Origin of the sequence: Bacillus sp. OTU2372 (assembly GCF_038440275.1) — a bacterium.
Classification (GTDB): domain Bacteria; phylum Bacillota; class Bacilli; order Bacillales; family Cytobacillaceae; genus Neobacillus; species Neobacillus bataviensis_B.
Window position 1 is genome coordinate 64,695 of the sequence record NZ_JASATK010000008.1, and the last position, 24,984, is coordinate 89,678.

Genomic DNA, 24,984 nt, shown 5'->3' on the forward strand with positions numbered 1-24,984 from the left:
GTGGAAATAAAGCTAGGAGAAAAAGATTGAGTTTGATTTTATGAGTCTCTAAGTTTATTTTCCTATTAAATAATACCTAAAAATAGTAAAACACTAGATTTCCCCCTTTACATTTCTTTACATTCAATTAAAATTTCCCCTCTATAATGGAGACCAAGATTAAAATTTGATTAAAAAAGAGGGGATAAACATGGTGCGTGAGATACCTTTGAATGAGTGGATGAAGAACCTTGGAATGGATAGATTAGAAAAAAATATCGACCGCCGGAGTTTTTTACAGGGGGCAAGTAAAGTTGCAGGACTTTCACTGGGACTAGCCCTCGCTCAATCAATCGGTGGATTTGAAGTGAACGCGGATCCGTCCTTCAGTGACTATCCATTTACACTAGGTGTTGCCTCTGGTGACCCGATGCCCGATAGCGTCGTTCTGTGGACAAGACTTGCTCCAGATCCATTAAATGGTGGAGGGATGCCGCCGCATAGTGTCCCGGTCAAATGGGAGCTGGCAACCGATCAGAATTTCCGAAATATCATCCAACGGGGAACGGAACTGGCGAGACCTGATCTCGGGCACTCTATCCATGTGGAAGTGAATGGATTAAAAGCAAACGCAGTCTATTATTACCGTTTTAAATGTGGTAATGAATTAAGCCCGGTTGGAAAAACAAAAACCCTGCCGTCAGCTGGGACAAGTGTTTCTTCTCTCAACTTTGCATTTGTATCCTGCCAGCAATTTGAACACGGATACTACACTGCTTACCAGCACTTAGCGAAAGAGGATTTAGACCTCGTTTTCCACCTTGGAGACTACATATATGAATACGGACCAAATGAATACATCGCTTCAACTGGAAATGTGCGCACCCACAGTGGTCCCGAGATTAAAACCATTAATGATTACCGAAACCGCTATGCTCAATACCGTTCCGACGAGCATCTAAAAGCCGCTCATGCCGCTTTTCCATGGATCGTTACATGGGATGACCATGAGGTCGAGAACAATTACGCTAACGTGATACCGGAAAAGGGTCAGTCGGTGGAGGAATTCATTGTCCGCAGAGCCGCAGCCTACCAGGCTTATTATGAGCATATGCCGCTTCGAAAATCTACTATGCCGCAAGGGGCAGATATGAAAATCTACCGTGATTTCGAATACGGAGATCTCGCTTCCTTCTTTGTCCTCGATACACGTCAGTATCGTGATGACCAGGCAAACGGGGATACAAGCTCCCCTCAGACTGCTGAGTCGCTTGATCCAAAGCGGACATTGATGGGAACCGAACAAGAACAATGGTTATTTAATAAACTTGATCAGTCCAAGGCGGGTTGGAATGTGCTTGCCCAGCAAATTTTCTTTGCGCAGAGAAATTATGGAACGGCTGCTAAACCTAAATACAGCATGGATGCATGGGACGGTTATCCTGCAGCGCGTCAGCATGTGTTGGATTACGCTAAATCTAAACAATTAAATAACATGATGGTTTTAACAGGAGATGTTCATGCGAGTTGGGCAGCAAACTTAATAGAAGATTTCAATGATCCAACCTCAAGGATCTTTGGTGCTGAATTCGTCGGCACGTCGATCACTTCAGGTGGTGACGGTGCTGATAAGCGGGCAGATACGGACAAAATTCTAGGCTTGAATCCACATATTAAATTCTTTAATGACTATCGAGGTTATGTTCGCTGCCGGGTTACCCCTGAACGCTGGCAGGCAGACTACCGTGTGGTTCCTTATGTGTCAGTAACTGGTGCTGATATATCGACACGAGCATCGTTCGTTTTTGAAAAAGATGAGCAGGGGTTGAAACAGGTTTCAACCACGCAAGTACCATTAGGCATACAGCTTTCAACTGAGGTGGAAGAGGATCGAAATAAGGCTCATAGCCGTGCCCATCTAAAGCAATTAGAGAAAAAAGGAGCTAAGGTTCCCAATTAAGCACTAACAAATGACTATTATTAAGGAGTTGGCCTTTGATGTTTTCTAATATTGGTATTCCCGGTTTAATCCTTATCCTTGTGATTGCGCTGATCATTTTTGGACCGTCTAAGCTGCCGGAAATTGGCCGCGCCTTTGGCCGGACGCTGTCCGAGTTCAAAACGGCGACAAAGGAATTAGTTTCAAGTGATGAAAAAGAGGAAGAGAAAAAGCCTGCTTTAACAGCTGTAAAAAAAGAAGGATAACAGGGGTTTCGTTTTAATGTGTGGACGGGGAAACTCGTCCTCTTTTTTTTATAATCGAAAAGGGGGGCATAAGAATGGACCGAAAAGAGCTGAATGTTATGGAGCATTTAGAAGAGTTACGGGGAAGAATGATTAAAACCTTGTTAGCCTTTCTCCTTTTTTTTATTATCAGTTTTATTTATGTCGAACATATTTATCAATGGCTGATTAAAGACCTGGACCAGAAACTGGCGGTACTTGGCCCAAGTGATATTTTATGGGTTTACATGATGATCGCTGCTGTTTTTTCGCTGGCAGGAGTGATTCCGGTAGCTGCCTATCAAATATGGAGGTATATTGCGCCTGCCTTGAACCGCGAGGAACGAAGGGTGACTTTGGGCTTCATTCCCTTTCTTTTTCTGTTATTTATGATTGGGGTTGCGTTTGGCTATTTTGTGTTGTTTCCTACTGTATTAGGATTTCTGACCTCCTTATCCCAGGGGCAATTTGAAACCTTATTTACGGCAGAAAAATATTTTCGGTTTATGCTGAATCTTACTCTTCCGTTCGGATTGCTGTTTGAAATGCCGTTAGTGGTGATTTTTTTAACGAAATTAGGAATCTTAAATCCTTTGAGACTAGCTAAAGCGCGGAAGATTTCCTATTTTGTTCTGATTGTCATATCGATTTTGGTGACACCGCCGGATTTTATGTCGGATATTCTTGTGACGGTGCCTTTGCTCATTCTGTATGAGTTGAGTGTCACCTTATCAAAAATCGTCTATCGAAGACGGCTGGTGAATGAGGGCCTTTCGGTTACATAATGAAACAAAGGATACCGTTTTATTATGGTATCCTTTGGGAGTTTTAGAAGGATATTATTCTTAAAACTTAAGTGACATTTTAATATCATATGAATAAATGGTACCTATACCTTGTATAAATATCACGTAAGAAAAAGTACCTCTACCGTAAGCTGTTCCACCAGTTTTGCTAGAATTTAAGATAGCATAGGCATTCTTTTCATCCCAAGCAAATCCTAATGTAATTCCTGTAAGAGTTGTCCATACATCGGTATCAGTAACTTTCCCTTTTGAATTACGGTTTACATCTGCATAAAGATTTAATTTAGATGCTCCATGCCATTCACTGTACTTATATGTTTTCATTGCTGCGTCTGCTGTTTTTATACCAAATAAAGATGCAAAAAGCTGATCATTTTCTGATTTATGTTCATTAATTTCAATTTCAGTAGGTTTATTAGTATCTTCTAAGAATTTCTTAAATTCTTCAACACTATCAAAATTAACAACTGGTGTATTAGCAGGTAACTCTGTTGTTAATGGTTCAAGACTATATTCTTCAAATAATTGTTCAATTTGTTTTTCTTCTTTTTTTGTTGCAACTTCTTTATCAGCTTTAGCTTCTGTAGTAACTTCATAATTTGCATCAGTTATGCCATCTAATATATCTGATTCTTCAGCCTTAAATGGTGACACTAGTGATAAAAACATTAAGCTAAATACAAGACAAAACGAGATAATATATTTTTTCATATGATGTAACGCCAGCCTCTGCTATTTTTTAGATTTTTTAATTTTCTTAGCTACATAAACAATTAAACTAATAATTGCTATAAGGCCCACAAAGTTTAAAATTTGCCATAAAATATCACCCATTTGACTACCCCTTTTTTTATTTTTAACTTTACTTGGATAATTTAACATAATATTACTATTTATTTCAATGAGAAATTTTTTTATAGGCATAGGCATGGAGCATCTTTTTGCATTTTGTTAATCGGCTTTGCTAGAGGGGAATCATGGGGACGGTTCTCCTGCTTCCGAAGCAAGAAAACCGTCCCCATGATTCCAAATGAAAAACGAAGAAAAACAGCGAAATAGTGAGAAAACATTATAAAATGTGCGCTTACATTGGAAATGTACCCGTTTTTATGAGGAATGTTTCCGTTTTCTAGATCTTTGCCAAAATACACCATTCTGTTTGATAATCAATATATAAATTATGGAAGGTGGTAATAAAATGAAAAAAGCAATGGAAAACTTTATGAATGTTTATGGAAAATACATGGCAGCATCCGCTTTCGCTTTAAAACCATGCACTAAAAGTGAACTACAATATGTGGTTGAATTATTTAAAAACGACTCTCAAAGATAAAGATGAGAATCGTTTTTTTTTTGCACTAATATGGAAGTATGGGGAGAGTTCCCGCTATTCAAAATGGAAGCACGAGAACCGTCCCCATGCTCCCATCTATCCAATAAAGTGCGCCAACTCTCGATTGAGTTTATCCCGTTCATCCCAGAATAGTCCGTGGCCGCTGTTTTGAAATGGTACCAGTTTGGAATTTCTGATTCCTTGTTTTTGTGCTTCAGCTAAGGGGAAGAGGCAAACTTGGTCATGGACACCATGGAGAATGAGTGTCGGAACGTGAATCTGTGCTAAATCATAAAATAGTTTTTCTTCGTATAGCCAAGTGTTTGCGATGGCCGCAGTCGACCAGCTTGCGGCCTGCAATCCTAATTGGAAAAACCAATCCGAGAATGCTTGGGTGGTATGCTGGAAGAAAAATGTGTCTCCAAATCCTCGCAGCATGTTGGGACGGTCATTATAGGTTCCTTTAATGATGTTGAGTACATCTTCTTTTTTTATGCCGTGTGGAAAGTAGGGACGTTGGATCAAACTTGGAGCTGCCGCGGCCATTAGGGCGAGCTTGGAAACCCCATAACCACCGTGGCGGGCCATATATCTGATGGCAATCGCTCCTCCGGTGGAGTGTCCTGCTAGCGTGATATTTTGTAAATGAAGTGCTTCGATAACAGCCCTCAAATCGTCCGCAAGTCTGTCGTAGTCATATCCTACCCATGGTTTATCTGATTTCCCGAATCCTCTTTGATCCCAGCCAATACAACGATAGCCCATTTTTGGCAGTTGGTTAAACTGGTATTCAAACAACTGAAGGTTTCCCGGCCAGCCATGAAGGAACAAAATGGTCTTATTGCTCCCTGGATTAATGTCTTCTACATAAATGGACACGTTTGCTTCCACTTGAATATAGTAGCCCATACAGATTCCTCCATTAGTTGAGTAGTCTTTTAGACTATATTCCAGATGGCAAAATAATATATCCATGGATTGATCAAGGAACGTTCCATTAATAAATTAATTTAAACGTTTAATTAGTTAGCAGATATCTTAGATTTACTGCTTTTTAGTGTGAAGACTAATCTTTTTGTGTCTAGCTCAAAAAGCTAAGCAGCTCTCTAATTGCATAGTTTGAAATAGTTTCTCAGCATCAACTGTATCACTGCTATTATCAAAAGGGGTAATCTGAATATTCTCCCATAGACACTGTTTTTCCTGGATGCTTTGTACATAGGTATCCCAGTTGGCCAATTTCCAGGTGTCTCTTTCTAGCCCTCTAGCTTGCATCCTATGTTTTAAAATGGAAAAATCAATCGTAACCTGAAGGACCCGTTTGTTTACAGCTTGCCAGTTATATTTTTCTATCAATCCATTTATGTAATGCTTGTTTGAAAAATAACCAAGGAATGGAGCGTCCAGTATGACGGAATTTCCTAACTGGAGGTTGTCATCTGCGATGTCTAGTAAGGTTTGATATTCAAGATCCATTACAACATCAGTATAAAAGGAACAGCCGTCACGGTCATGAGGGGAATATCCATTGGATTCTAGTAATTTACCTGTAAACTTGTTACAAATGATATCTTTATCTAAATAGCACCAATTATAAGTAGATGCCAGCAATTTTCCGACCGTTGACTTTCCAGAAGACGGGGTTCCGATTAAAAAAATAACAGTGGGTTCCATGACAATTTCCTCCTAGTTAATAGCTAAAACGTTTACAATTTAGTTCGCATATACGAACCACGTTCCGAATGACGAATTATATTTTTAGAATATCTCACCTTTTCATTCATTTCAATCCCCATTTTTATAAAAAACTTTTTAGAATAAATTTTCAAAAAACTATTGTGTTTATTTTTTTTGCTCACTATACTTGAGCTATAAATTCGATATGTTGAATGCGGTTCGTATATGCGAACTTAAAGCGAAGGAGTCATTATGGAAAAGATTCGTATCAATAAATCAGCAGAGCGAGCCTTAGATCTTCTCGTATTGCTTGCTAAAACAAGTTCCCCCTTAACACTGAATGAAATCTGTAAAGAGATGGACATGCCGAAAAGCAGCGGGTTTGAATTGGTACAGACATTACTATATAAGGGATTCATAGAAATGGATGATCCCCGTCTTAAAACGTACCGATTAGGTTTATCCGCTTTTGAAACGGGGATGGCGTATCAATCAAATATGGAGATTACCCAATTAGCCAGACCTTTGCTATTAGAGTTGAATAAACAAACTGGAAGTACCGTGTTTTTAGGAGTAGAAGATAAAGGTAAAGTCGTTTATCTAGATAAAGCCGAAAACTTCTCGGTGATGCGTCCGACTGCCAAGCTTGGTTCTCGCCGGTTTTTACATACTACTGGTGTGGGAAAAGCGCTTCTCGCCGCTATGCCTGATGAAAAAATTGAATATTTGTATAGTGATGGTGAGATTCCAAGAAAAACACCTTTCTCCTTGGTAACCATGTCCGATATTTTACTAGATATGAAGGAAATCCGTGAACGAGGTTACTCGATTGATGACCGTGAAGACAATGAGGAAATGTATTGTATGGGATCTGCGATCTTTGACCAAGCGAATCAGCCAGTAGCTGCCATCAGTATTGCCAGCGTTTATTCGAGTTTGACAGCTGAGAGAAAAGAACTGGTGAGTAATTTAATTACTGAAACCGCATTGAAACTATCTAATCAACTTGGATATAGCGGGAAAAGGTTATATGTGAATATTTAGAGATTCTAAATAGATAAAACAAAATAGGGAGGGATTCCATGCCTAGGAAACTAGAAAATTTAAAAAAGATCTATGAAAGCGGTATCGTCTTGATCATCCGTTCAGAAAGCGAAGAAGAGGCATTGGCCGTTTCTGAAGCAGCCATAAAAGGAGGAATCAAAGCATTAGAGATTACAATGAGTGTCCCTAACGCTTTAAATGTCATCCGCATCCTATCGGATAAGTATAGGAGCGAAGGGATTTTAATCGGGGCAGGTACAATCTTAGATGGTGAAACGGCTAGAGCAGCTATTCTAGCAGGGGCAGAACTATTAGTCAGTCCACAGTTGAACCCAGAGATGATCAAAATGGCTAACCGCTATCAAGCGATCACCATTAGTGGGGCCTTTACTCCAAGGGATGTGATCGAAACGTTAGAGGCTGGTGCTGACATTGTTAAATTATTCCCGGCCGAAGTAGTAGGGCCCAAATATGTAAGTGCGATTATGGCTCCAGTTCCAGAGGCACCGATTGTCCCAACGGGCGGCGTTACACCAGAGAATGTTCATGAGTGGCTCAAGGCCGGCTGTATTGGTGTTGGAGTGGGAAGCTATATTTCAAAAGCAGCCCAAAAGGATGGGGATTATCAAAAGGTTACTACTGCCGCAAAAGAATTTATTCAAGCAGTAGCTAATGCGCAATATACCTTGGTTTAACCACTTGTAGGATTGGGTTCATAGCACTCATTCCTACTGACCGTCGTGGTTGGACATACTTTGCAGAAAACATCACAGAGATATCCACAACTATTACAAGAAATGCAAACGCGTTCAAAAGTGTGGGTCGGTCAGGCTAAATAAGGCGAGACCATTTTGTTTGGTTATGTAAGGGTATTCACATGTTTATTTGAAAGAGGGGGTTATATTATGGCTAAATTACAGCAAGAAGTCCTTCAAGGCACTAAAAAGGTAAAAAGTATTAATCAATTCCGTTGGACTTTTGTTTTTATTATCTTAATTGGAGCAGTGGTAAACTACTTGGACCGAGCGAATCTAAGTGTAGCGAATCCTTTGATATCTAAGGAGTTTGGTTTATCTCCATTGCAAATGGGTGTACTATTGTCCGCGTTCCTCTGGCCATATGCTCTGGCAAACCTCCCAGCAGGCTGGCTTGTCGATAAAATTGGTCCGAAAAAAATGTTTACAGGGGCGATTGGCTCATGGTCTATTGTTTCATTGCTGACCGCTTTTACTAGCAGCTATTCTATTTTTTATACTTTACGCGTATTGCTTGGTATTTCGGAATCACCGTTTTTTCCATCGGCTACAAAGGCTATTAATACTTGGTTTTCTAAAAAAGACCGCGGAACACCGCTTGCCGTTGTTAATACCGGTTCACAAATTGCGAACGGGATTGCACCTCCACTGCTAACAGCGTTGATGCTCGCTTTTTCTTGGAAGATTATGTTTTTCGTCATCGGTGCAGCTGGGCTTGTGGTCATGGTTGTATGGTGGTTCATTTATCGTGATCCAAGTAAATTTGAATTAATTGAAATCAATAAAGATGAGCAGGAAGAAGTCCAAGTTCATTCTACAGAAAAGCAAATTGGCTGGGGAAGTTTATTTAAATATAAATCAACATGGTTTATGATTTTCGGTAACTTTGGACTTGTGTATACAATGTGGACATTCTTAACCTGGCTGCCAGGTTACTTAGTGGCTGACCGTGGGTTAACTATTTTAAAAACAGGCTGGGTTGCTTCCATTCCGTTCTTAATGGGGATTATTGGTGTACCTCTTGGCGGCATCATCTCTGACTACTTTATTCGTAAAGGCTATCAACCAATTAAGGCGCGCAAAATTCCTCTTGTATGCGGAGCAATTCTTGCAGCGTGTGCAGTGATTCCAATTCCATATGTATCAGGGGTTAATGCGGCGATTACCTTAATTACAATTGCTTATTTCGCTTCTTCTGTACCGACCGGTGTCATCTGGACACTTGCCACCGATGTTGCACCGAAAAACATGGTCGCATCATTAGGGTCCATCCAAAATTTTGGCGGCTTTATTGGAGCGGCGTTAGCACCAATCGTTACGGGTGCGATTGTACAAGCAACAGGATCGTTTGAATTTGTCTTCCTTATTGGGGCTGTATTATTGATTGTTTCGGCTGTTAGCTATGGTATCTTCTTGAAAAAGCCGATTGAGGTGAAGTAAAATGTTATCTTTTAAAAAAAGAAAACCACCCTATACTTTGGCGAGCAAAAGGATGGTCCTTTAAAGATATTTGAATAAACAACCATACTTGGCGGTAGTGGTTGCAAAGAGAAGTGTTCACAGCACTTCTCTTTTTATTATACAATAGATTCCCTTTTAAAAGTAAGTTTCTATAAATCGTAGGAGGTAACAGTAACACTAATTGTTCCCGGGCAGTTAACCAGTCAAATGGTTCCAGCTAGCATATGTATACATAGCGGGTCTATTAGGAAGAAAGCCTTAATACCTGTATTTTGGGACAGGAGGTTAAAAATGAAAAATAACCAAATTAGTAACACAAAATCATTGACAGGGAAAAAGACAACAAAATCCTCTAATCTTTTCTTCGATTCAAGAGAAAGCGTATTTTTTAAAAGAAATTCTGAAAATATTATTTTCCAAGTTACCTCAGCACAACTACCGGTCTTGAGGAATATTGGTTTGGATAACATCTTTCTTAGTAGGGACCACATTCTAGAACCACATTGGCATCCAAATGCGGCTGAGCTGGATTATGTCGTTAGTGGGGAAGCCATTATCTCTGTTCTTGATCCTTTCACACCACAATTGCTTACTTATCGTGTGAAACCGGGAGACGTTGTTTTTATCCCAATTAACTGGTGGCATTGGATCATATCCATTACGGAAGAAGCCCATATTGTTGCGATATATGACAATGAACAGCGTGAAAATATCTTTGGCTCCGATATCCTGCGAAAAACTCCTCCAGAGGTTTTCCAACTAGCATATGGTGTAAATGCGGAAAAATTAGCAAAGGTATTGGCACCAATTACAGAGACAGTAGTAATCGGACCGAAAAATGCTGCACCATTAAAAGATTTGTTTAGGGAAATGTTTATACCCATGAATAGAAGAAGGGAAGGAATGTGGTGGGGTTCCACGACTTCTCCAGAACTATTTTTTGATGTTAGCGACAATGTGGGCTTTCGAAGGAATCCCGAAAACGTTCTATACGAAGTTACCACTGCTCAAATCCCGGAGATGCAGGATTTAGCTTTAGGGGACCTCTTTCTAAGCCGGGCTCATATTCGCGAGCCACACTGGCATCCAAATGCGGATGAACTTGATTTCATTATCTCTGGAGAAGTAATTATTTCGATTCTTAATCCGTCTACCTTAGAGTTGCAGACCTATCATGTTAAGCCTGGTCAGGTCACATTCCTGCCAAAGGGATGGTGGCACTGGATTACTTGTGTTACCGAGGAAGCACATCTTTTAGTTGCCTTTAATGATGGTCAAATCCAATCGATTGAGGGTTCAGACGTATTAAGATTAACGCCGCCAGATGTTTTTGAACTCGCCTATGATGTTAATGCAAGGAAATTAGTCAAAGTATTATCCCCGATTGATGAAACTGTTGTCATTGGACCTCCTGACTCTGACGATTCTAACTGAAATCGAAGCATGGGGACGGTTCTCTTGCTTCCGAAGCAGAAGAACCGTCCCCATGCTTCTTCTAAAGCCACTTCCTCGATAACAGGAATTGGCTTTTTTCAATATAAACACATTATTTATCTTTTTTAACTCCTGTTAAGACTTAATTAAGGTTGGAGTATCATAATGCAGACATGGACTTAAAGAAAGCATCTAAAAATTGAAAGGAGTCATTCAAATGGCCAAAAAGAAATTTACCTCTTGGGGAGTGAGCTTTGCGAGTCTTGCTCTCGTCGCTGGAATGATGTCATATATGGGAATTAAAAAAGATACAACAACCAATACAACTGCAGTCGCGACAACACAATCATCTCAAAGTGGGAGTAGCCAAAATTCATCGATCACCTACGAGGTCCCTAGTCAATCTACAGGTACCACTGGATCTACAAATACCAGCGGTTCTACTGATACTAGCGGGACTACAGACACAAGTGGAACTGGGCAGTCAGATGATCAATCTGTTTCACAAGACAATTCGTTTCCAAGTCAACATGGGGGCTTTGATACTACAACCGGGGGAACCTGATGAAGTATAAGTATCATTTCAATAATTACGATAGTGCATTTGATACTACTACAGGAGGAGCCTTAACATGTATAAGTATAACTTCAATTCAATGAGTACAATGGTACAAATATTGATAAATAAAGAATTGTTTGTCAATGATCTCATGCCCGTTTATAAATTATTCGCATCTGTCGAAGACACCTGCAGCCGGTTTAAAGAAGATAGTGAGTTATCCAAATTAAATCAGCAGCTAGAAAAAGAAGTCGAGGTATCGGATCAATTTTTTAGCATTTTAAAAGAGGCACTTAGATTTTACGAAGAAACAAATGGAGTGTTTAATCCTGGTATATTGTCAGCAATTGAAAACAGCGGCTATACAAAATCAATTGAATTTATCAAAGGGCAGGAGTTAGCGACTCCCTCCCTTACAGCTCCAGTGTTTACGAAACTCAGACCTTATCAATTAGATGAGGATAGACAAACGGTGGTTTTGCACACTGGTATTGATCTAGGTGGAATCGCTAAGGGCTGGGTGGTTGATTGTGCAGCTGATATCTTATCGCAATATGGCTATGGGTTTGTTAATGTCGGCGGAGATATTCGGATTTTTGGAAGACTGCCGCGGCCCTTAAATATTGGCATTGAGGATCCCCTTGATTCATCAAAAATGCTCTCTTCCATCCAGGTATCCGAAGGGGCTGTAGCTACTTCTACTTCGATGAAAAGAAGGTGGAAGGTGAATGGCAGAAGTAAACATCATCTTATTGATGCGACAACAGGCGAGCCATCTGCGAGCACCATTATCTCTTCTACTGTAACGGCACCAACGGCTGTAGAAGCGGATGTATTAGCAAAAGTGGTTCTTTTATTGGGAGAAGAGCGCGGGAAGGCCTTGCTTTCTGTCAAAAAAAATCCAGCGGTTATCATAAATGAAGCAAAAGAAATCTGGAGAGGTGGCGAATAAAATGGAGTCATTAGAATGGTACGCAATCCGGGCGACTGGGGTTGTGGCATATCTATTATTATATTTGGCGGCATTAACAGGACTATATTCCGCTGTACAGAAGAAACGGAAAAAGAAAGTGAATAATCTCCTGCATTTTCATGAGGTCGTGTCAGACTGGTCATTGATTATGACGGCCGGTCATTTAGGAATTTTATTGATTGATGCATACATGAAATTTAGTTGGTCTGATATACTGATTCCATTTAGCAGCAGCTATGAAACCATTTCTATGGGATTAGGATCTATCGGCTTTTATTTCTTAATTTTAACGATTGTCACATCGAAATTCCGTAAGAAAATTGGTTATCAAAGATGGCAAAAACTGCATGCCCTTAATCCTATTCTGTATATTTTAGTAACAGCACACGGGTTAATGAGTGGTACGGACTTCCAAGGGACGGTTTTGGCTGTTGTTAATATCGTGCCAGTTGTTCTTATTTTGGGCATGTTTCCTTCTGATAAGAAGAAGCTAACTGATGGGAATCCTGTAACTTAGGGTTTCTATGGGTTTGATAGGTTCAAGGCTGCCAATGTTGACAGCCTTTTTATCTCTTGCTTTCAATAAACAGTAACATTGAGCTATTCCATTTTTTATACTATAATTTTAAAACAATAGTTTTTAAGATGGAGTGAAGTCTTGATGGAGAAAACAAGCGGTACGCCTTATTATGAGCAGATCAAGAGTTATTTTATCGAGGAAATCGAAAGTAAAAACTTGAAGCATGGTGATAAGCTTCCATCAGAGAGAGAACTTGCGGAAAGATTTAACATTAGCCGGATGACCGCAAGGCATGCGATTTCCATTCTGGAGCGGGAAGGGTTTGTTGAAAGAATTGTTGGGGCAGGAACGTTTGTGACCAATAAACGAATTCAAATGGACTTTATAACCTTTAGCAGTTTTACCAATGTATTACTGAACAAGGGTTTAGTTCCTTCCACCAAAATGCTTGAAATCAGCAAGGAAAAAGCAAAGGCTTCTGTGGCAAAGGCCTTAGAAATTAATACTGATGAGGAGATTATTATTATTAAAAGGTTAAGGCTGGCAGATGGAATGCCAATTTCGATTCAAGTTTCCCATATTCCTTATAAGTATTGTGATGGAATTGAAAAGCACATGGAAGAAAACGCTTCCGTCTATGAAGTCCTTGAGAAGTACTACGGAATTAAACTAGTGAAGACAAAGCAGTTTATGCGCGTATCACTGAGTAATGAGGCGGAGAGCAAACTATTAAACATTCGAAATGAGAGCCCGTGTATCTTCTTTGAAGAAACGACTTCAGATTCTCTTGGAAGGATCATTGAATTTTCCCAGTTAACGACTCGATCGGATATTGTAAACTATTATTCAGAACAAACCTTATCAGACTAAACTAGTTAGACCCCGTTTCCATTGAAAGAAATTTTTGTTAAAAAGTTGTTGAATTTTTAGAATTTATAATTTATTATATATTTTAAGTAAGGGCTTTCAAAAAAGAAGGGGGGGAGAATCTAGTTTAGTTAATAAGCTTAGTTATAATGGTATATACCATTTATGTTTTCTAACAACATCATCCTTGTTTAATACCCCTATAGAAGCGGATTTACGCAAAATCTATTAGTTGTTTTTTACCATTCGAAAATATGTCAGAGAATCTTACAAAAAATGAGAAAAGATTGATAAAGTGAATTATAATCACATTATAAATGGTATATACCACTAAGGCTCGAGTGGAAAGCTTTTGAATGATCATTCAACTATTAAAAATAGGGAGGTATTGCGATGAATGTTGAACAACGAAGTATTGAGTTTATTCCGCATAATGAAAGACATGGAAACGTAAGAAATTTGTTTTCGATTTGGTTCAGTGCAAACACAAACGTTATGCCATTACTCAACGGTTGTATGGGAATCGTGTTGGGTCTCAACATCTTTTGGACGTTAATTGCAATGATTCTAGGAAACTTAATTGGCGGCCTTTTTATGGCATTCCATTCCGCCCAAGGACCTAAGCTTGGGATCCCGCAGATGATCTCGAGCCGGGTACAATTTGGGGTTATCGGGGCAGCGATTCCGATCATTATGGTTTTTGTGGGCTGTCCGCTATTTGGTGCTGCTGAATCACTATTAGTAGTTGACGCGATTAAGTCCGTAGTGTCTGTACCAGAAGTAATTGGATTAGTGATTTTTGGTGTTTCCACCATCTTTATCACCTTTTTTGGCTATGATTTTATTCATAAGTTTAGTAACGTTATGACCATCCTATCATTAATTACCTTTGCTCTTACAACCGTTTTTGCTCTTCAACTTGATTTACCTGCTGGTGCATGGTCCGCTTCCCAAGGATTTAATCTAGGGGCCTTTTTAGTGGTCATGGGTCTCGGGGCATCTTGGCAAATCGGCTATGGCCCATGTGTAGCGGATTACTCTCGATATCTTCCAGCCCATACATCGACTGCCTCTACTTTCTGGTATACGTACACGGGCACGGTATTATCTGGTATCTGGATGCCATTGGTAGGAGCAATTATTGCAGCCGGTATTCCAAATGCAGCGGATCATATTAATACTAGTATTGCTACTCTTTTTGGACCATTTGCACCATTAGCCTACATTTCTCTCATCTTAGGAATTATCATCATGAATACCGTTATTACTTATAGTGGATACATGTCATTAGTAACTTGTTTTTCCTACAATAAGCAGCATATATCAAAAAACAGCAAGTTTTGGATTATTACGTTTATTGTAGCGCTTGGAACCATTATCGCAATCACGACAAAAGATCATTTCAACGATTATTTTGGTGATATCATGGTTTTCCAAATGTATTATCTAATCCCTTGGACTTCTGTCAATCTGATTGACTTTTATTTCTTCCGTAAGGGTAAATACAATATTCCGGAAGTTTATGATGTGAATGGAGTCTATGGTAAGTATAATTGGTCTACCATGGCAGTCTATATTGTAAGTTTCTTCATTCAAATCCCGTTTATGAGCTTTTCCTTCTACAAAGGGCCTATGTTTACAGCACTTGGCGGAGCTGATATTACTTGGATTGTTGGGTTAGCCGCTTCAGGCATACTTTATTATTTCTTCATGGGATCAAAGGTTAAAAACCGATTAAGTAAAGAATTTAATGTAGAGAACGATGAAAAGAGAGTGGCTCAGTAAATTCCATTAATTGGGTGCTTTGTGATTTGTTAAATAAAAAATATAAATAAAATGGTATATACCATTAATCAGGAGGAATTCAAATGTTAAATTTTAATGAAGAAAACTATCTAAGTGTATTAAATGGAGCTGTTCATGTAAGAAGTCAGATTGAAAAAATTGCGGATGAAGTTTCTGCGGCTGGATATAAGAATGTCTTTTTAATTGGATCAGGCGGTACGATTGCCCTGAAGTATCCTTTAGAGTACATTTTAAAAACAAATTCAGATATCCCTGTTTACGCAGAAATTGCTGCTGAATTTATTGTAATGGATCATCAACGCCTTAATGAAAAATCATTGGTTGTTTTGTCTTCTTTATCGGGTACCACAGAGGAAACCGTAGCGGCCGCAAAGTTTGCCAAGAAACAAGGGGCAACAACGATTGGTTTTGTTGGAGAAGAGAATACACCACTTGCCAATGAAACGAAATATACGGTCATCAACCATGCGGCAAACGATACTCTTTGTGAGGAAATGCATATCCAGTTGTATACGTTGATTTTCCGCTTAATGCATCTTCGCGGAGAATTCCCTGAGTATGAGGCATTGATGGAAGATTTAGAGAAGCTACCTTACGAGTTACTTTTAGTAAAAGAAAGAACCGAGCGAAGGGCAGAGGAATTTGCCCTTAAATATAAGGACGAGACTTACCACATGATCGTTGGCTCGGGGAATCTATGGGGAGAAACCTACCTATATGGCATGTGTGTATTAGAGGAAATGCAATGGATCCGGACAAAAACCATTCATGCGGCGGAATTTTTCCATGGCACGATTGAATTAGTGGAAGAGGATACAAGTGTGATCTTATTGTATGGTGAAGATTCTACCCGTCCATTAATGGATAGAGTGGAAAATTTCGTTAATCGTTATACAAAGGAAATTACCATCTTTGATACGAAGGATTATGAGCTAAATGGTATTAGAGAACAATTCAGAGGATTCTTCTCTCCAATCGTCATGGCTGCGTTACTGGAACGAGTAAGTGTTCATTTAGAAGAAAAGCGAAACCATCCATTAACAACCAGAAGATACTATCGTGTGGTTCAATATTAAAACAGAATAGATTTATAGGTGCTGCTTAAGTAAACTAAAACTTAAGCAGTACCAGTTTTAAGCCACAGAATGGCAGGAGGATCTGAGATGAAAGTGATCGGCTTTGGAGATAATGTCGTAGATAAATATGTTCATATCGATACCATCTACCCTGGTGGAAATTGTGTTAATTTTGCTGTAAATGCGAAAAAGCTAGGTGTGGATTCTGCTTACATGGGCGTTTTTGGTAATGATGAGGCAGCCAAGCATATCATAGACACGTTAACGGAAATAGGGATCGATCTATCTCAATGTGTTCAGTATCCAGGGGAGAATGGTTGTTCAGAAGTAGGGTTAATAGATGGAGACCGTGTCTTATTAGGCTGGAATAATGGCGGAGTTGCCAATGAAAAGCCGATGGTTTTAGAGAAAAGCGAACTGGACTATTTTGGCGAATTTCAACTGATCCACTCAAGCTGTTACTCCAAGACAGAACTAGAATTAGCAAAGCTTAGGAGCCTGGATTCGATCGTAAGCTTTGATTTTTCTGAAGATGAGATGTTCCGTCAGGAGGATTATTTAAAAAGGGTTTGTCCAAACATTGATTTTGCCTTGTTTTCAGGAGGCGGCTCATCAGTGGATCAAATTAAAGAGCTAATGATGAAAATTGTAAGTCATGGTACTTGTTATGTTCTAGCTACTCGAGGAACTCAGGGGTCACTCTTTTTTGATGGAGAAACCTTTTATGAGGGAACAGCGAAAATTGTCAAACCGATTGATACGATGGGATGCGGCGACTCTTTTTTGACGGCGTTTCTTATTCACCTACTGCAGCATGGATGGAGTAAAACGGAACCACCTAATGAGGAAACAATTCGGGAAGGTTTGAAAAGGGCAGCAGACTTTTCCGCAGAGAATTGCTTTATTGAAGGTGCATTTGGATACGGAAAAAAATATACAGCCGTTTAACCGAGGAAGCAAGGGGACGGTTCTCATGCTTCTGAAGCATAAGAACCGTCCCCTTGCTCATACCTTTTTCATATATAATCTTGATTTAGGGGGGCGAGGATGAAGGAATACTGGATTAAGAGTATCGGGCTTGATATCGGAACAAGTTCAACGAAGTTCGTTGTCAGCCGCTTGCAGGTAAAGGAGATAGGAGGGCAGTTTAGTTTACCGAGCTGCCAGATTGTTGACCGCAAAGTACAGTATGCTAGCCGCATTTATACCACTCCTTTAAAGAATCACTATGAGATTAATATCGAACAATTAAAGGATATTTTGAACTATGAATACGAGAAGTCGGGAATTGACCTGCATGATATAAAGGCAGGTGCCGTGATAATCACAGGGGAAACGGCAAGAAAAGATAATGCCGAAGCGATTATTCATTATTTAGCAGAACGTGCTGGTGATTTCGTGGTAGCGGCTGCCGGTCCGGATTTAGAGGGGATTTTAGCTGGAAAAGGCTCCGGGGCGATGAACCGTTCGAAAGAAATAAAGGGTGTGGTGGCCAATGTCGATATTGGCGGAGGTACGGCTAATATCGCCTTATTTCAACAGGGGAAAGTCCTGCAAACCCTGACTTTCCATATTGGAGGGAGACTTATTCGCCTACAGAAGGATGGAATGATTGACTATATTTCAGACCATATCGTGCCGTGGTTAACTGCCAACCATTTTCACCTGGGAACAGGAATGTCCGTTGATTATGATTGTATTCAACGAATTTGTCACCGGATGAGTGAAGCCTTACTTTCCTTATTATGTGGTTCTCCTGAATATGCACCAGAATTATTACTCCTTCAACCAACCTCTATTTCCCTTCCTCCCATTGATGAAGTTATTTTTTCAGGAGGGATTGGGCAGATGCTGACGGAAGAGCCTCCTGAGTTTTTGGAAGAGGTAACTAGGCATGGGGATATCGGGCCATTGCTTGCCGCTGCATTAAAAATAGTTGCTGATTCCTGTCCTGTACGAGTTGGAGTTGCAAGTGAAACCACAAGAGCGACCGTGATTGGAGCGGGAATGCAGAATACGGAGATTTGTGGCGCAACCGTTTATGTGAAGGAATCGCTTTTACCAAAACGAAATGTTCCGATTGTCAAAGTGAAGGTTGATCCTTTGGCAGATCTTCGTTTACGGATTAGTGAGGCAATGAAACAGGCGAGAAACTCCTTTGATACGAAACAAGAAACTCCGCTTGCACTTGGTTTAACCAGAGTTGAAGAGTGTACGTATGCTATTTTACAAGATATTGCGGACTCGATTTATTACCCATTTATTCAGCATTTCCCAGAGGCGCAATGCTTGATTGTCATCTGTGAAAGCGATATGGCCAAAGCACTTGGTCAAGCTTTAGCTAAACGCTGTAAGGAGCGGTTGGAAGTCCTATGTATTGATCAGATTGATTTTACGTATGGTGATTATATTGATTTGGGCTTGCCTGTTGCAGGGGAGGCGATTCCGGTCTCCATTAAAACTCTAGCTTTTGTCTAACGAGGTGTTCAAATGGATAAGAAAACAACGATATTAGGGAAAACGTATCAATTTCGTAGTTTAAAAGAAATTATGGCGAAAGCAAATGAAGAACGGTCTGGTGATGAGCTGGCTGGGATTAGTGCTGAAAATATGAAGGAACGCATGGCAGCAAAAATGGTATTGGCTGATTTAACCTTGGCGGATTTTCGGAATCATCCTTTATTACCGGCAGAGGAGGATGAGGTTTCAAGGGTAATCGAAGAAAGTATCGACGAGAGTATATATAGAAGGATTAAGAATTGGTCGGTAGCGGAGTTGCGGGAATATATCCTAAGTGATGGTCCGGATTTATTGGGTATTAGTAAGGGTTTAACGAGTGAAATGATTGCAGCGGCTGCAAAAATTATGTCCAATTTAGATTTAATCCAAGCCGCTTCAAAAATTAAGGTGGAAACCCATTGTCAAACAACGATTGGACAGCCGGGCGTTTTGGCGTCAAGGGCGCAGCCTAATCACCCCGCTGACCATCTTCAGGGTATGCGGGCATCTTTATATGAAGCTTTAAGCTATGGGATTGGGGATGCGGTTATTGGGATCAACCCAGTTATTGATACGACCGATAATATTTATACTTTATTAAAAGAAACGAAACAGATCATTAACGATTTTTCGATTCCGACACAAAATTGTGTGTTGTCTCACGTGACAAGTCAAATGCGAGCCATTGTGAAAGGAGCGCCAGCGGATTTGATTTTTCAAAGCTTAGCTGGAACACAAAAGGGAAATGAATCATTTGGGATTTCTGTATCCTTGCTGAATGAAGCTAATGCTCTAATCAATGAACTTGGTACAGCAACAGGGGAAAACAGATGGTATTTTGAAACAGGTCAAGGATCAGAGTTATCGTCTGAGTCTCATTTTGGGATTGACCAGGTCACGTTAGAAGCAAGATGCTATGGACTTGCAAGGATCTATAAACCGTTTTTGGTAAACACGGTTGTTGGGTTTATTGGACCTGAGTACTTATATGACAGCAAACAAGTGATTAGGGCTGGTTTGGAAGATCATTTTATGGGGAAGATGCACGGACTGCCAATGGGTGTGGATGTTTGTTATACAAACCATATGAAGGTCGACCAAAATGATATGGATAACCTGAGCGCCCTGTTAGGCGCAGCTGGTGTGAACTTTGTGATTGGTGTCCCGATGGGGGATGATTGTATGTTGAACTACCAATCGTTAAGCTACCATGATATTGCGACATTGCGCAGTGTGTTGAGGTTGAAGCCTGCTCCTGAATTTGAATGCTGGCTGGAGAAAGTAGGGATTATGGAAAGTGGCAAGTTAACGACTTTAGCCGGTAATCCAGCTCTTTTTATGGGAGGGAAATCGTGATGAATGAATTAGATTTTTTAAAACAACATACTCCTGCCCGGATTGGAGTTGGCCGCACGGGGACAAGGCCGTTAACAAAGGATTCTTTATCATTTCGGATTGACCATGCGGCCGCGGTGGATGCCGTGTATGGTGAGGTATCGCAAGACCTGTTAGATCAAATGGGTTTATTTACGGTTGAAACGCGTTATGGTTCGAAGGAGCGGTATTTGAAAAGACCAGATCAGGGGCGGCTCTTATCCGAAGAAGGGGAGAAGCTGATTATTGAGAAGTGTATATTGCGTCCCCAGGTTCAAATAGTGATTTCGGACGGGTTAAGTGCGAGTGCGATTCAAAAAAATATTCTGGATGTGTACCCGACGTTACTGGATTCCTTATCGGTCTATAATCTTTCAGCCGGTACGGCTTTCTTTTTAAAAGGAGGAAGGGTTGGGTGTATGGATGCGATTGGTGAGCTTTTGCAGCCAGAAGCCTTTGTTCTTTTGATTGGGGAGAGACCTGGGTTGGTTAGTGCGGAATCCCTAAGTGCCTATATGTGTTACAGGCCTCAAAAGGGGACGAAGGAATCGGACCGGATGGTAATCTCTAATATTCATCAAAGAGGGACGCCTCCTGTTGAGGCTGCCGCTCATATCGGAACAATGATTCATAAGATGCTTGAGCAAAAAACGAGTGGGGTCGGTCTAGATATTTAGGATGAAGGGAAGGGGAAAACTCCAGTTTTTGGACTGGGGTTTTATTCTGTGGAATCATTGGGTCAACCTCTAAGCATTTGCTACTTGTTAGTCCCGTATCAGCCGTGGATTCGGGATTTTTTAGCATGAAGATTAAGACAGTTATTTTTCAAAGAGTTTAAACCTTCTCATAATGAATAATAATAATAGTTGAAAGAAATTAGGTTATGGGAGGGGAGACATCATGTTACATACAGTTGTATCGTACTTAAGAATGGTGCTTCCCTTTATCTATATAATTAGCACTTGGCGGTTTGCTGATTGGAGAAATTGGAGGAAATACTATCCCACCATCCTTTTCATTATAAGCGTTGATTTTTTTATTTCTGTCCTTATGTACGAATACCCATTATGGACTTTTCGTGGTTCATTAATTATAACCAACCATACTATTGCTGATTTCTTTTTAACATTTATCATCTTCCCCAACCTGACCTTACTGTACTTATCCTTATACCCGTATCAATCACATCTGCCTAAGCAAGCTTTATATATTGGCAGCTGGTTTATTTTTGAGACGATCATGGAGTATCTGTTTATGAATGCGAAACTTATCACCTATCATCATGGTTGGCATTTTGGCTGGTCTTGCGTGGTTTGGCTATTTCTGTTTATTGGACTGCGCCTCCACTATACGAGGCCGCTTTGGGCATGGTTACTATGTTTTGTTTGTACCTCGTTTTTAATCCTATATTTTCACATTCCGGTTACGAAGTTTAGATGAACTAATTGAAATTCTCGGAAGCGTGGGGAAGCGTGGGGACGGTTCTCATGCTCCGGGATCAATCCGGAAGCAAAAGAACCGTCCCCGCGTCTCTTATTTCCACACATCATTCGCAATAGAAATCACATGTCTAACTTTATCCCATTGCTGTTCTTCTGTTAGCAGGTTGCCTTCTTCAGTGGAAGAGAATCCACATTGCGGGCTTAGGCAGAGTTGATCTAAATCTACATATTTAGCAGCTTCTGCAATACGTGCTTTGATTAATTCTGGATCTTCTAATTCACCGAACTTCGATGTAATCAGTCCAAGAACAATTTGTAAATCCTTGCGATTTACGTGCTGAAGAGGAGCAAAGCCGCCAGAGCGCTCATCATCAAATTCTAAGAATAAGCCATCTACCTTTAATTCACCAAAGATATATTCAGATGCATTATCGTAACCGCCGCTTGCTGTATAAGTAGATTTAAAGTTACCGCGGCAGATATGCATGGTGATGACCATATCTTCTGGTTTGTTGGCAATCGATTCGTTGATGGCACGAGTGAAAATTTTAATTAACTCTTCAGGTGTATAGCCTTTGTCGGCAATTTGCTGCTGGCCTTTCTCTGAGAAGAAAACTGCCCAAGATGTATCATCTAATTGCAAATAACGGCAGCCTGCATCATAAAATGCCTGAATAGCTTTTTGGTAGGCTTTAATTAAATCATCAAAGAACTCATCTTTGTTTGGATATGCCGATTCCTCGATCACCCCTCTAAAGAAGAGCATATTTGGACTTGGAATCGTGAATTTCGCAACATGGTCACCTTTGATGCTGTCCAAAAATTTATAGTCTTCGATAAATGGATGCTGACCGAAGTCTAATTTGCCCGTTACTTTTACTCCGTGTGCTCTTGTTTGAACCCCATTAAATTGAATACCTGACTCAGCTTCATAAAGCTCAACGCCCTCTAGTCCTGCTAGGAAGTCGAAATGCCACCAAGCACGGCGCAATTCTCCATCTGTTACAGCTGAAAGACCTACTTCTTTTTGTTTTTCTACTAATCTAATGATTTCTTCATCTTCGATGGCACGAAGCTGTTCCGCTGTGATTTCTCCGTTTTCTTTTTGAAGACGTGCTTGCTTAAGTCGTTCCGGACGCAGGAAGCTTCCGACATGGTCGGCCTTGAAGGGTGCTCTAGTAAGTGTTTTTGTCATTATTTGTATGCTCCTTTTAAAATATAATTTTAATTATATATAAAATTTTCAAAAAATGCACAATTGAAATATCTACTAAAAATCCTCTTAAAAGCTGTAAGCCTTTGCATTTCGCAGTGATTTTTCAAAAAATAATTATTGTATGGAAAATATTGATTTTTTTAAATATTTATTCTAATATATTAAAATACTGATTATTTGGAAAAACGAAATAATTTCGAGGGGGTATTATATTATGGGAGTCATCGAGAAAATCAGCGGATTTGCCGGAAAGACCTTTACCTTATGGGTATTAATCTTTGCTGTTGTTGCTTTTAATTTTCCAACTCACTTTGTGTGGCTGGGAGGATATATTGTTCCTTTATTAGGAATTGTTATGTTCGGCATGGGGCTGACACTGGAGTTATCGGATTTTAAAGAAGTTTTTAGAAGACCAAAAGAAGTGGCGTTAGGGGTCATCGGTCACTTTATCATCATGCCGCTGTTGGCCTTTTTATTGGCGGTCGGTCTTGATTTACCAAAAGAAGTTGCGGTTGGGGTTATTTTAGTAGGATGCTGCCCGAGCGGAACGGCTTCGAATGTTATGGTGTTTCTAGCAAGAGGAAATGTAGCGCTGGCAGTTGCGATTGCCTCTGTTTCTACGATTCTAGCACCAATTGTCACACCCTTGCTAATTCTTCTGTTTGCGAGTAAATGGGTGGATGTTAGTGTGGCGTCTTTATTCCTATCGATTGTACAAGTTGTCATTGTTCCATTGGCGCTTGGCTTTATTATTAAAAAGTTCTTTGGAAAGCAGGCACAGGCTGGTGCAAAAGTATTGCCGCTAGTTTCTGTTATTGCGATTGTGCTAATTGTTTCCGCGGTTGTTGCAGGCAGTGCGGCGAAGATTGCTGAAACTGGTTTACTAATTTTTGGCGTTGTCATTCTTCACAATCTGTTAGGATTCTTGATTGGATTCTTCTTTGCCCGTTTATGCGGGATGGACCTTGCGAAACAGAAGGCTGTCGCAATGGAAGTCGGCATGCAGAACTCAGGTTTGGGAGTGGCTATCGCCACGGCTCACTTCTCGCCATTAGCAGCTGTACCTAGTGCGATTTTTAGTGTGTGGCATAATTTATCTGGTTCGGTTTTGGCGAATATTTTTAGCCGGATGAAAGATAAAGGTCAAACCGATCAAAGTATCAAACACGTCGGTTAATTCTGATCACCTCTCAGCCTAATTGGGCTGGGGGTTTTTTTGTTTTGGGATTTTGTTTCCAATTTTTGTGGAATTAGTTCTGATTTTCGTAGAATACTCACCTACTTTTGTAGAATTCTTCCTTTATTGCGTAGAATCCGCTCGTACTTCTGTAGATCCATAGCTAAATTACGTAGAATACCCCTTGTTTTCCTACTCTTAAAAGAGTATCGCGGCCTGTACCGATTATGTCCAATGTTTAACAATAAAATAGCACGGGTATGAAACAAATAAGAAGTAATAAAGGAGGAATTAAAGTGAATGTTGCTAGTGTAATGACAACCGACGTTGATAGCTGTACTCCTGAAAGTACTTGTAAAGAAGTAGCGATTAAGATGAAAGAACTTGATGTAGGAGTGATTCCAATTTGTGAAAATGAAAAATTAGTGGGAATCATTACCGACCGCGATTTAGTGATAAAGGGATTAGCAAACGACCTTTCGGAAGAGTCACCCGTTTCTGAATTAATCACAAATTTGGTAGTAAAAGGTACCAAAGACATGTCCATTGAGGAAGCTGCAAAAATTATGTCCCACGAACAAATTCGCCGCCTTCCTATAGTGGAAAATGAAAAATTGGTGGGAATGGTCTCTCTTGGTGATTTAGCTGTAAATAATCAGTCGAGTGAAAAGGCCGGGGAAGCCCTTAAAGATATTTCGGTTCCATCCGAACCTAATAAATAAAGCGCTTCTTAGAAAGTTCAAAGTATTCATTTAAAGTGAAA

At 40.1% G+C, this 24,984-nt stretch carries 25 protein-coding genes and 1 pseudogene; 22 read left to right on the top strand and 4 right to left on the bottom strand.

The window, feature by feature from the left end; all coding sequences use genetic code 11:
* Positions 1-190: 190 nt before the first annotated feature.
* The 3 genes from AAHB15_RS14720 (at position 191) to tatC (ending at position 2,987) form a co-directional block, all read left to right on the top strand.
* Positions 191-1,939 carry an alkaline phosphatase D family protein gene (locus AAHB15_RS14720; protein ID WP_335571776.1) on the top strand — a complete coding sequence of 583 codons (1,749 nt, stop codon included), beginning with the start codon at positions 191-193 and terminating at the stop codon, positions 1,937-1,939.
* 38 nt (positions 1,940-1,977) lie between these two features.
* Entirely contained in the window at positions 1,978-2,184 is a 207-nt protein-coding gene (locus AAHB15_RS14725) for a twin-arginine translocase TatA/TatE family subunit (RefSeq protein WP_144565837.1), read from the top strand.
* A gap of 74 nt (positions 2,185-2,258) precedes the next feature.
* Positions 2,259-2,987 (top strand): twin-arginine translocase subunit TatC, encoded by a 729-nt coding sequence (tatC, locus tag AAHB15_RS14730; protein WP_342042684.1) that lies wholly within the window; start codon positions 2,259-2,261, stop codon positions 2,985-2,987.
* Positions 2,988-3,047: 60 nt separating this feature from the next.
* Here the strand turns inward: tatC and AAHB15_RS14735 are convergent, their stop codons facing one another.
* Positions 3,048-3,719 carry a hypothetical protein gene (locus tag AAHB15_RS14735; protein WP_342042685.1) on the bottom strand — a complete coding sequence of 224 codons (672 nt, stop codon included), beginning with the start codon at positions 3,717-3,719 and terminating at the stop codon, positions 3,048-3,050.
* Positions 3,720-4,206: 487 nt separating this feature from the next.
* Here AAHB15_RS14735 and AAHB15_RS14740 point away from each other — a divergent pair, with 487 nt between their 5' ends.
* Positions 4,207-4,341, top strand: a complete 135-nt coding sequence (locus AAHB15_RS14740) for a hypothetical protein (protein ID WP_335571771.1) — start codon at positions 4,207-4,209, stop codon at positions 4,339-4,341.
* 96 nt (positions 4,342-4,437) lie between these two features.
* Here the strand turns inward: AAHB15_RS14740 and AAHB15_RS14745 are convergent, their stop codons facing one another.
* Together AAHB15_RS14745 and AAHB15_RS14750 are read right to left on the bottom strand one after the other, a co-directional pair.
* Entirely contained in the window at positions 4,438-5,250 is an 813-nt protein-coding gene (locus tag AAHB15_RS14745) for an alpha/beta fold hydrolase (RefSeq protein ID WP_342042686.1), read from the bottom strand.
* Between the two features lie 177 nt (positions 5,251-5,427).
* A complete protein-coding gene (locus AAHB15_RS14750; protein WP_335571769.1) occupies positions 5,428-6,015 on the bottom strand; it encodes an AAA family ATPase in 588 nt (195 codons plus the stop codon).
* Between the two features lie 255 nt (positions 6,016-6,270).
* Here AAHB15_RS14750 and AAHB15_RS14755 point away from each other — a divergent pair, with 255 nt between their 5' ends.
* The 16 genes and pseudogenes from AAHB15_RS14755 to AAHB15_RS14830 all read left to right on the top strand — a co-directional run bounded on the left by AAHB15_RS14755 (position 6,271) and on the right by AAHB15_RS14830 (position 21,826).
* Positions 6,271-7,062, top strand: coding sequence for an IclR family transcriptional regulator (locus tag AAHB15_RS14755; protein ID WP_144565821.1), 792 nt, complete (start codon positions 6,271-6,273; stop codon positions 7,060-7,062).
* 38 nt (positions 7,063-7,100) lie between these two features.
* The gene (locus AAHB15_RS14760) at positions 7,101-7,757 is read left to right on the top strand and encodes a bifunctional 2-keto-4-hydroxyglutarate aldolase/2-keto-3-deoxy-6-phosphogluconate aldolase (protein ID WP_335571767.1); all 657 of its coding nucleotides are present in this window, start codon (positions 7,101-7,103) and stop codon (positions 7,755-7,757) included.
* 210 nt (positions 7,758-7,967) lie between these two features.
* Complete coding sequence (locus AAHB15_RS14765) at positions 7,968-9,257, top strand: MFS transporter (RefSeq protein ID WP_342042687.1); 1,290 nt, start codon at positions 7,968-7,970, stop codon at positions 9,255-9,257.
* Positions 9,258-9,569: 312 nt separating this feature from the next.
* A pseudogene (locus AAHB15_RS14770) lies at positions 9,570-10,049 on the top strand (cupin domain-containing protein); the annotation flags it as partial.
* A gap of 99 nt (positions 10,050-10,148) precedes the next feature.
* Entirely contained in the window at positions 10,149-10,712 is a 564-nt protein-coding gene (locus AAHB15_RS14775) for a cupin domain-containing protein (RefSeq protein WP_446715869.1), read from the top strand.
* Between the two features lie 217 nt (positions 10,713-10,929).
* The gene (locus tag AAHB15_RS14780) at positions 10,930-11,277 is read left to right on the top strand and encodes a hypothetical protein (protein WP_342042688.1); all 348 of its coding nucleotides are present in this window, start codon (positions 10,930-10,932) and stop codon (positions 11,275-11,277) included.
* 67 nt (positions 11,278-11,344) lie between these two features.
* Positions 11,345-12,223: an FAD:protein FMN transferase gene (locus AAHB15_RS14785; protein ID WP_342042689.1), complete on the top strand. Its 879-nt coding sequence runs from the start codon at positions 11,345-11,347 to the stop codon at positions 12,221-12,223.
* Position 12,224: 1 nt separating this feature from the next.
* The gene (locus AAHB15_RS14790; RefSeq protein ID WP_342042690.1) at positions 12,225-12,761 is read left to right on the top strand and encodes a ferric reductase-like transmembrane domain-containing protein; all 537 of its coding nucleotides are present in this window, start codon (positions 12,225-12,227) and stop codon (positions 12,759-12,761) included.
* 144 nt (positions 12,762-12,905) lie between these two features.
* Complete coding sequence (locus tag AAHB15_RS14795; RefSeq protein ID WP_335571762.1) at positions 12,906-13,634, top strand: GntR family transcriptional regulator; 729 nt, start codon at positions 12,906-12,908, stop codon at positions 13,632-13,634.
* A 390-nt stretch (positions 13,635-14,024) separates the two neighbouring features.
* Complete coding sequence (locus AAHB15_RS14800) at positions 14,025-15,416, top strand: purine-cytosine permease family protein (protein WP_342042691.1); 1,392 nt, start codon at positions 14,025-14,027, stop codon at positions 15,414-15,416.
* A gap of 83 nt (positions 15,417-15,499) precedes the next feature.
* Positions 15,500-16,513, top strand: coding sequence for an SIS domain-containing protein (locus AAHB15_RS14805; RefSeq protein WP_335571760.1), 1,014 nt, complete (start codon positions 15,500-15,502; stop codon positions 16,511-16,513).
* An 87-nt stretch (positions 16,514-16,600) separates the two neighbouring features.
* The gene (locus AAHB15_RS14810) at positions 16,601-17,461 is read left to right on the top strand and encodes a PfkB family carbohydrate kinase (RefSeq protein ID WP_342042692.1); all 861 of its coding nucleotides are present in this window, start codon (positions 16,601-16,603) and stop codon (positions 17,459-17,461) included.
* Between the two features lie 99 nt (positions 17,462-17,560).
* Positions 17,561-18,991 carry an ethanolamine ammonia-lyase reactivating factor EutA gene (locus AAHB15_RS14815; protein ID WP_342042693.1) on the top strand — a complete coding sequence of 477 codons (1,431 nt, stop codon included), beginning with the start codon at positions 17,561-17,563 and terminating at the stop codon, positions 18,989-18,991.
* 12 nt (positions 18,992-19,003) lie between these two features.
* Entirely contained in the window at positions 19,004-20,368 is a 1,365-nt protein-coding gene (locus AAHB15_RS14820) for an ethanolamine ammonia-lyase subunit EutB (RefSeq protein ID WP_342042694.1), read from the top strand.
* Positions 20,368-21,063, top strand: coding sequence for an ethanolamine ammonia-lyase subunit EutC (gene eutC, locus AAHB15_RS14825; RefSeq protein ID WP_342042695.1), 696 nt, complete (start codon positions 20,368-20,370; stop codon positions 21,061-21,063). Before AAHB15_RS14820 ends, eutC begins: the two co-directional genes overlap by 1 nt.
* A gap of 223 nt (positions 21,064-21,286) precedes the next feature.
* On the top strand, positions 21,287-21,826 hold the full coding sequence (locus AAHB15_RS14830) for a CBO0543 family protein (protein WP_342042696.1): 540 nt from the start codon (positions 21,287-21,289) through the stop codon (positions 21,824-21,826).
* A gap of 93 nt (positions 21,827-21,919) precedes the next feature.
* Here the strand turns inward: AAHB15_RS14830 and AAHB15_RS14835 are convergent, their stop codons facing one another.
* A complete protein-coding gene (locus AAHB15_RS14835; protein ID WP_342042697.1) occupies positions 21,920-23,023 on the bottom strand; it encodes a 5-methyltetrahydropteroyltriglutamate--homocysteine S-methyltransferase in 1,104 nt (367 codons plus the stop codon).
* A 235-nt stretch (positions 23,024-23,258) separates the two neighbouring features.
* On the opposite strand from AAHB15_RS14835, the gene AAHB15_RS14840 reads away from it, so the two are divergent.
* Together AAHB15_RS14840 and AAHB15_RS14845 are read left to right on the top strand one after the other, a co-directional pair.
* Complete coding sequence (locus AAHB15_RS14840; RefSeq protein WP_335571753.1) at positions 23,259-24,221, top strand: bile acid:sodium symporter family protein; 963 nt, start codon at positions 23,259-23,261, stop codon at positions 24,219-24,221.
* 296 nt (positions 24,222-24,517) lie between these two features.
* Positions 24,518-24,943 carry a CBS domain-containing protein gene (locus tag AAHB15_RS14845; protein WP_144565798.1) on the top strand — a complete coding sequence of 142 codons (426 nt, stop codon included), beginning with the start codon at positions 24,518-24,520 and terminating at the stop codon, positions 24,941-24,943.
* Positions 24,944-24,984: the final 41 nt, after the last annotated feature.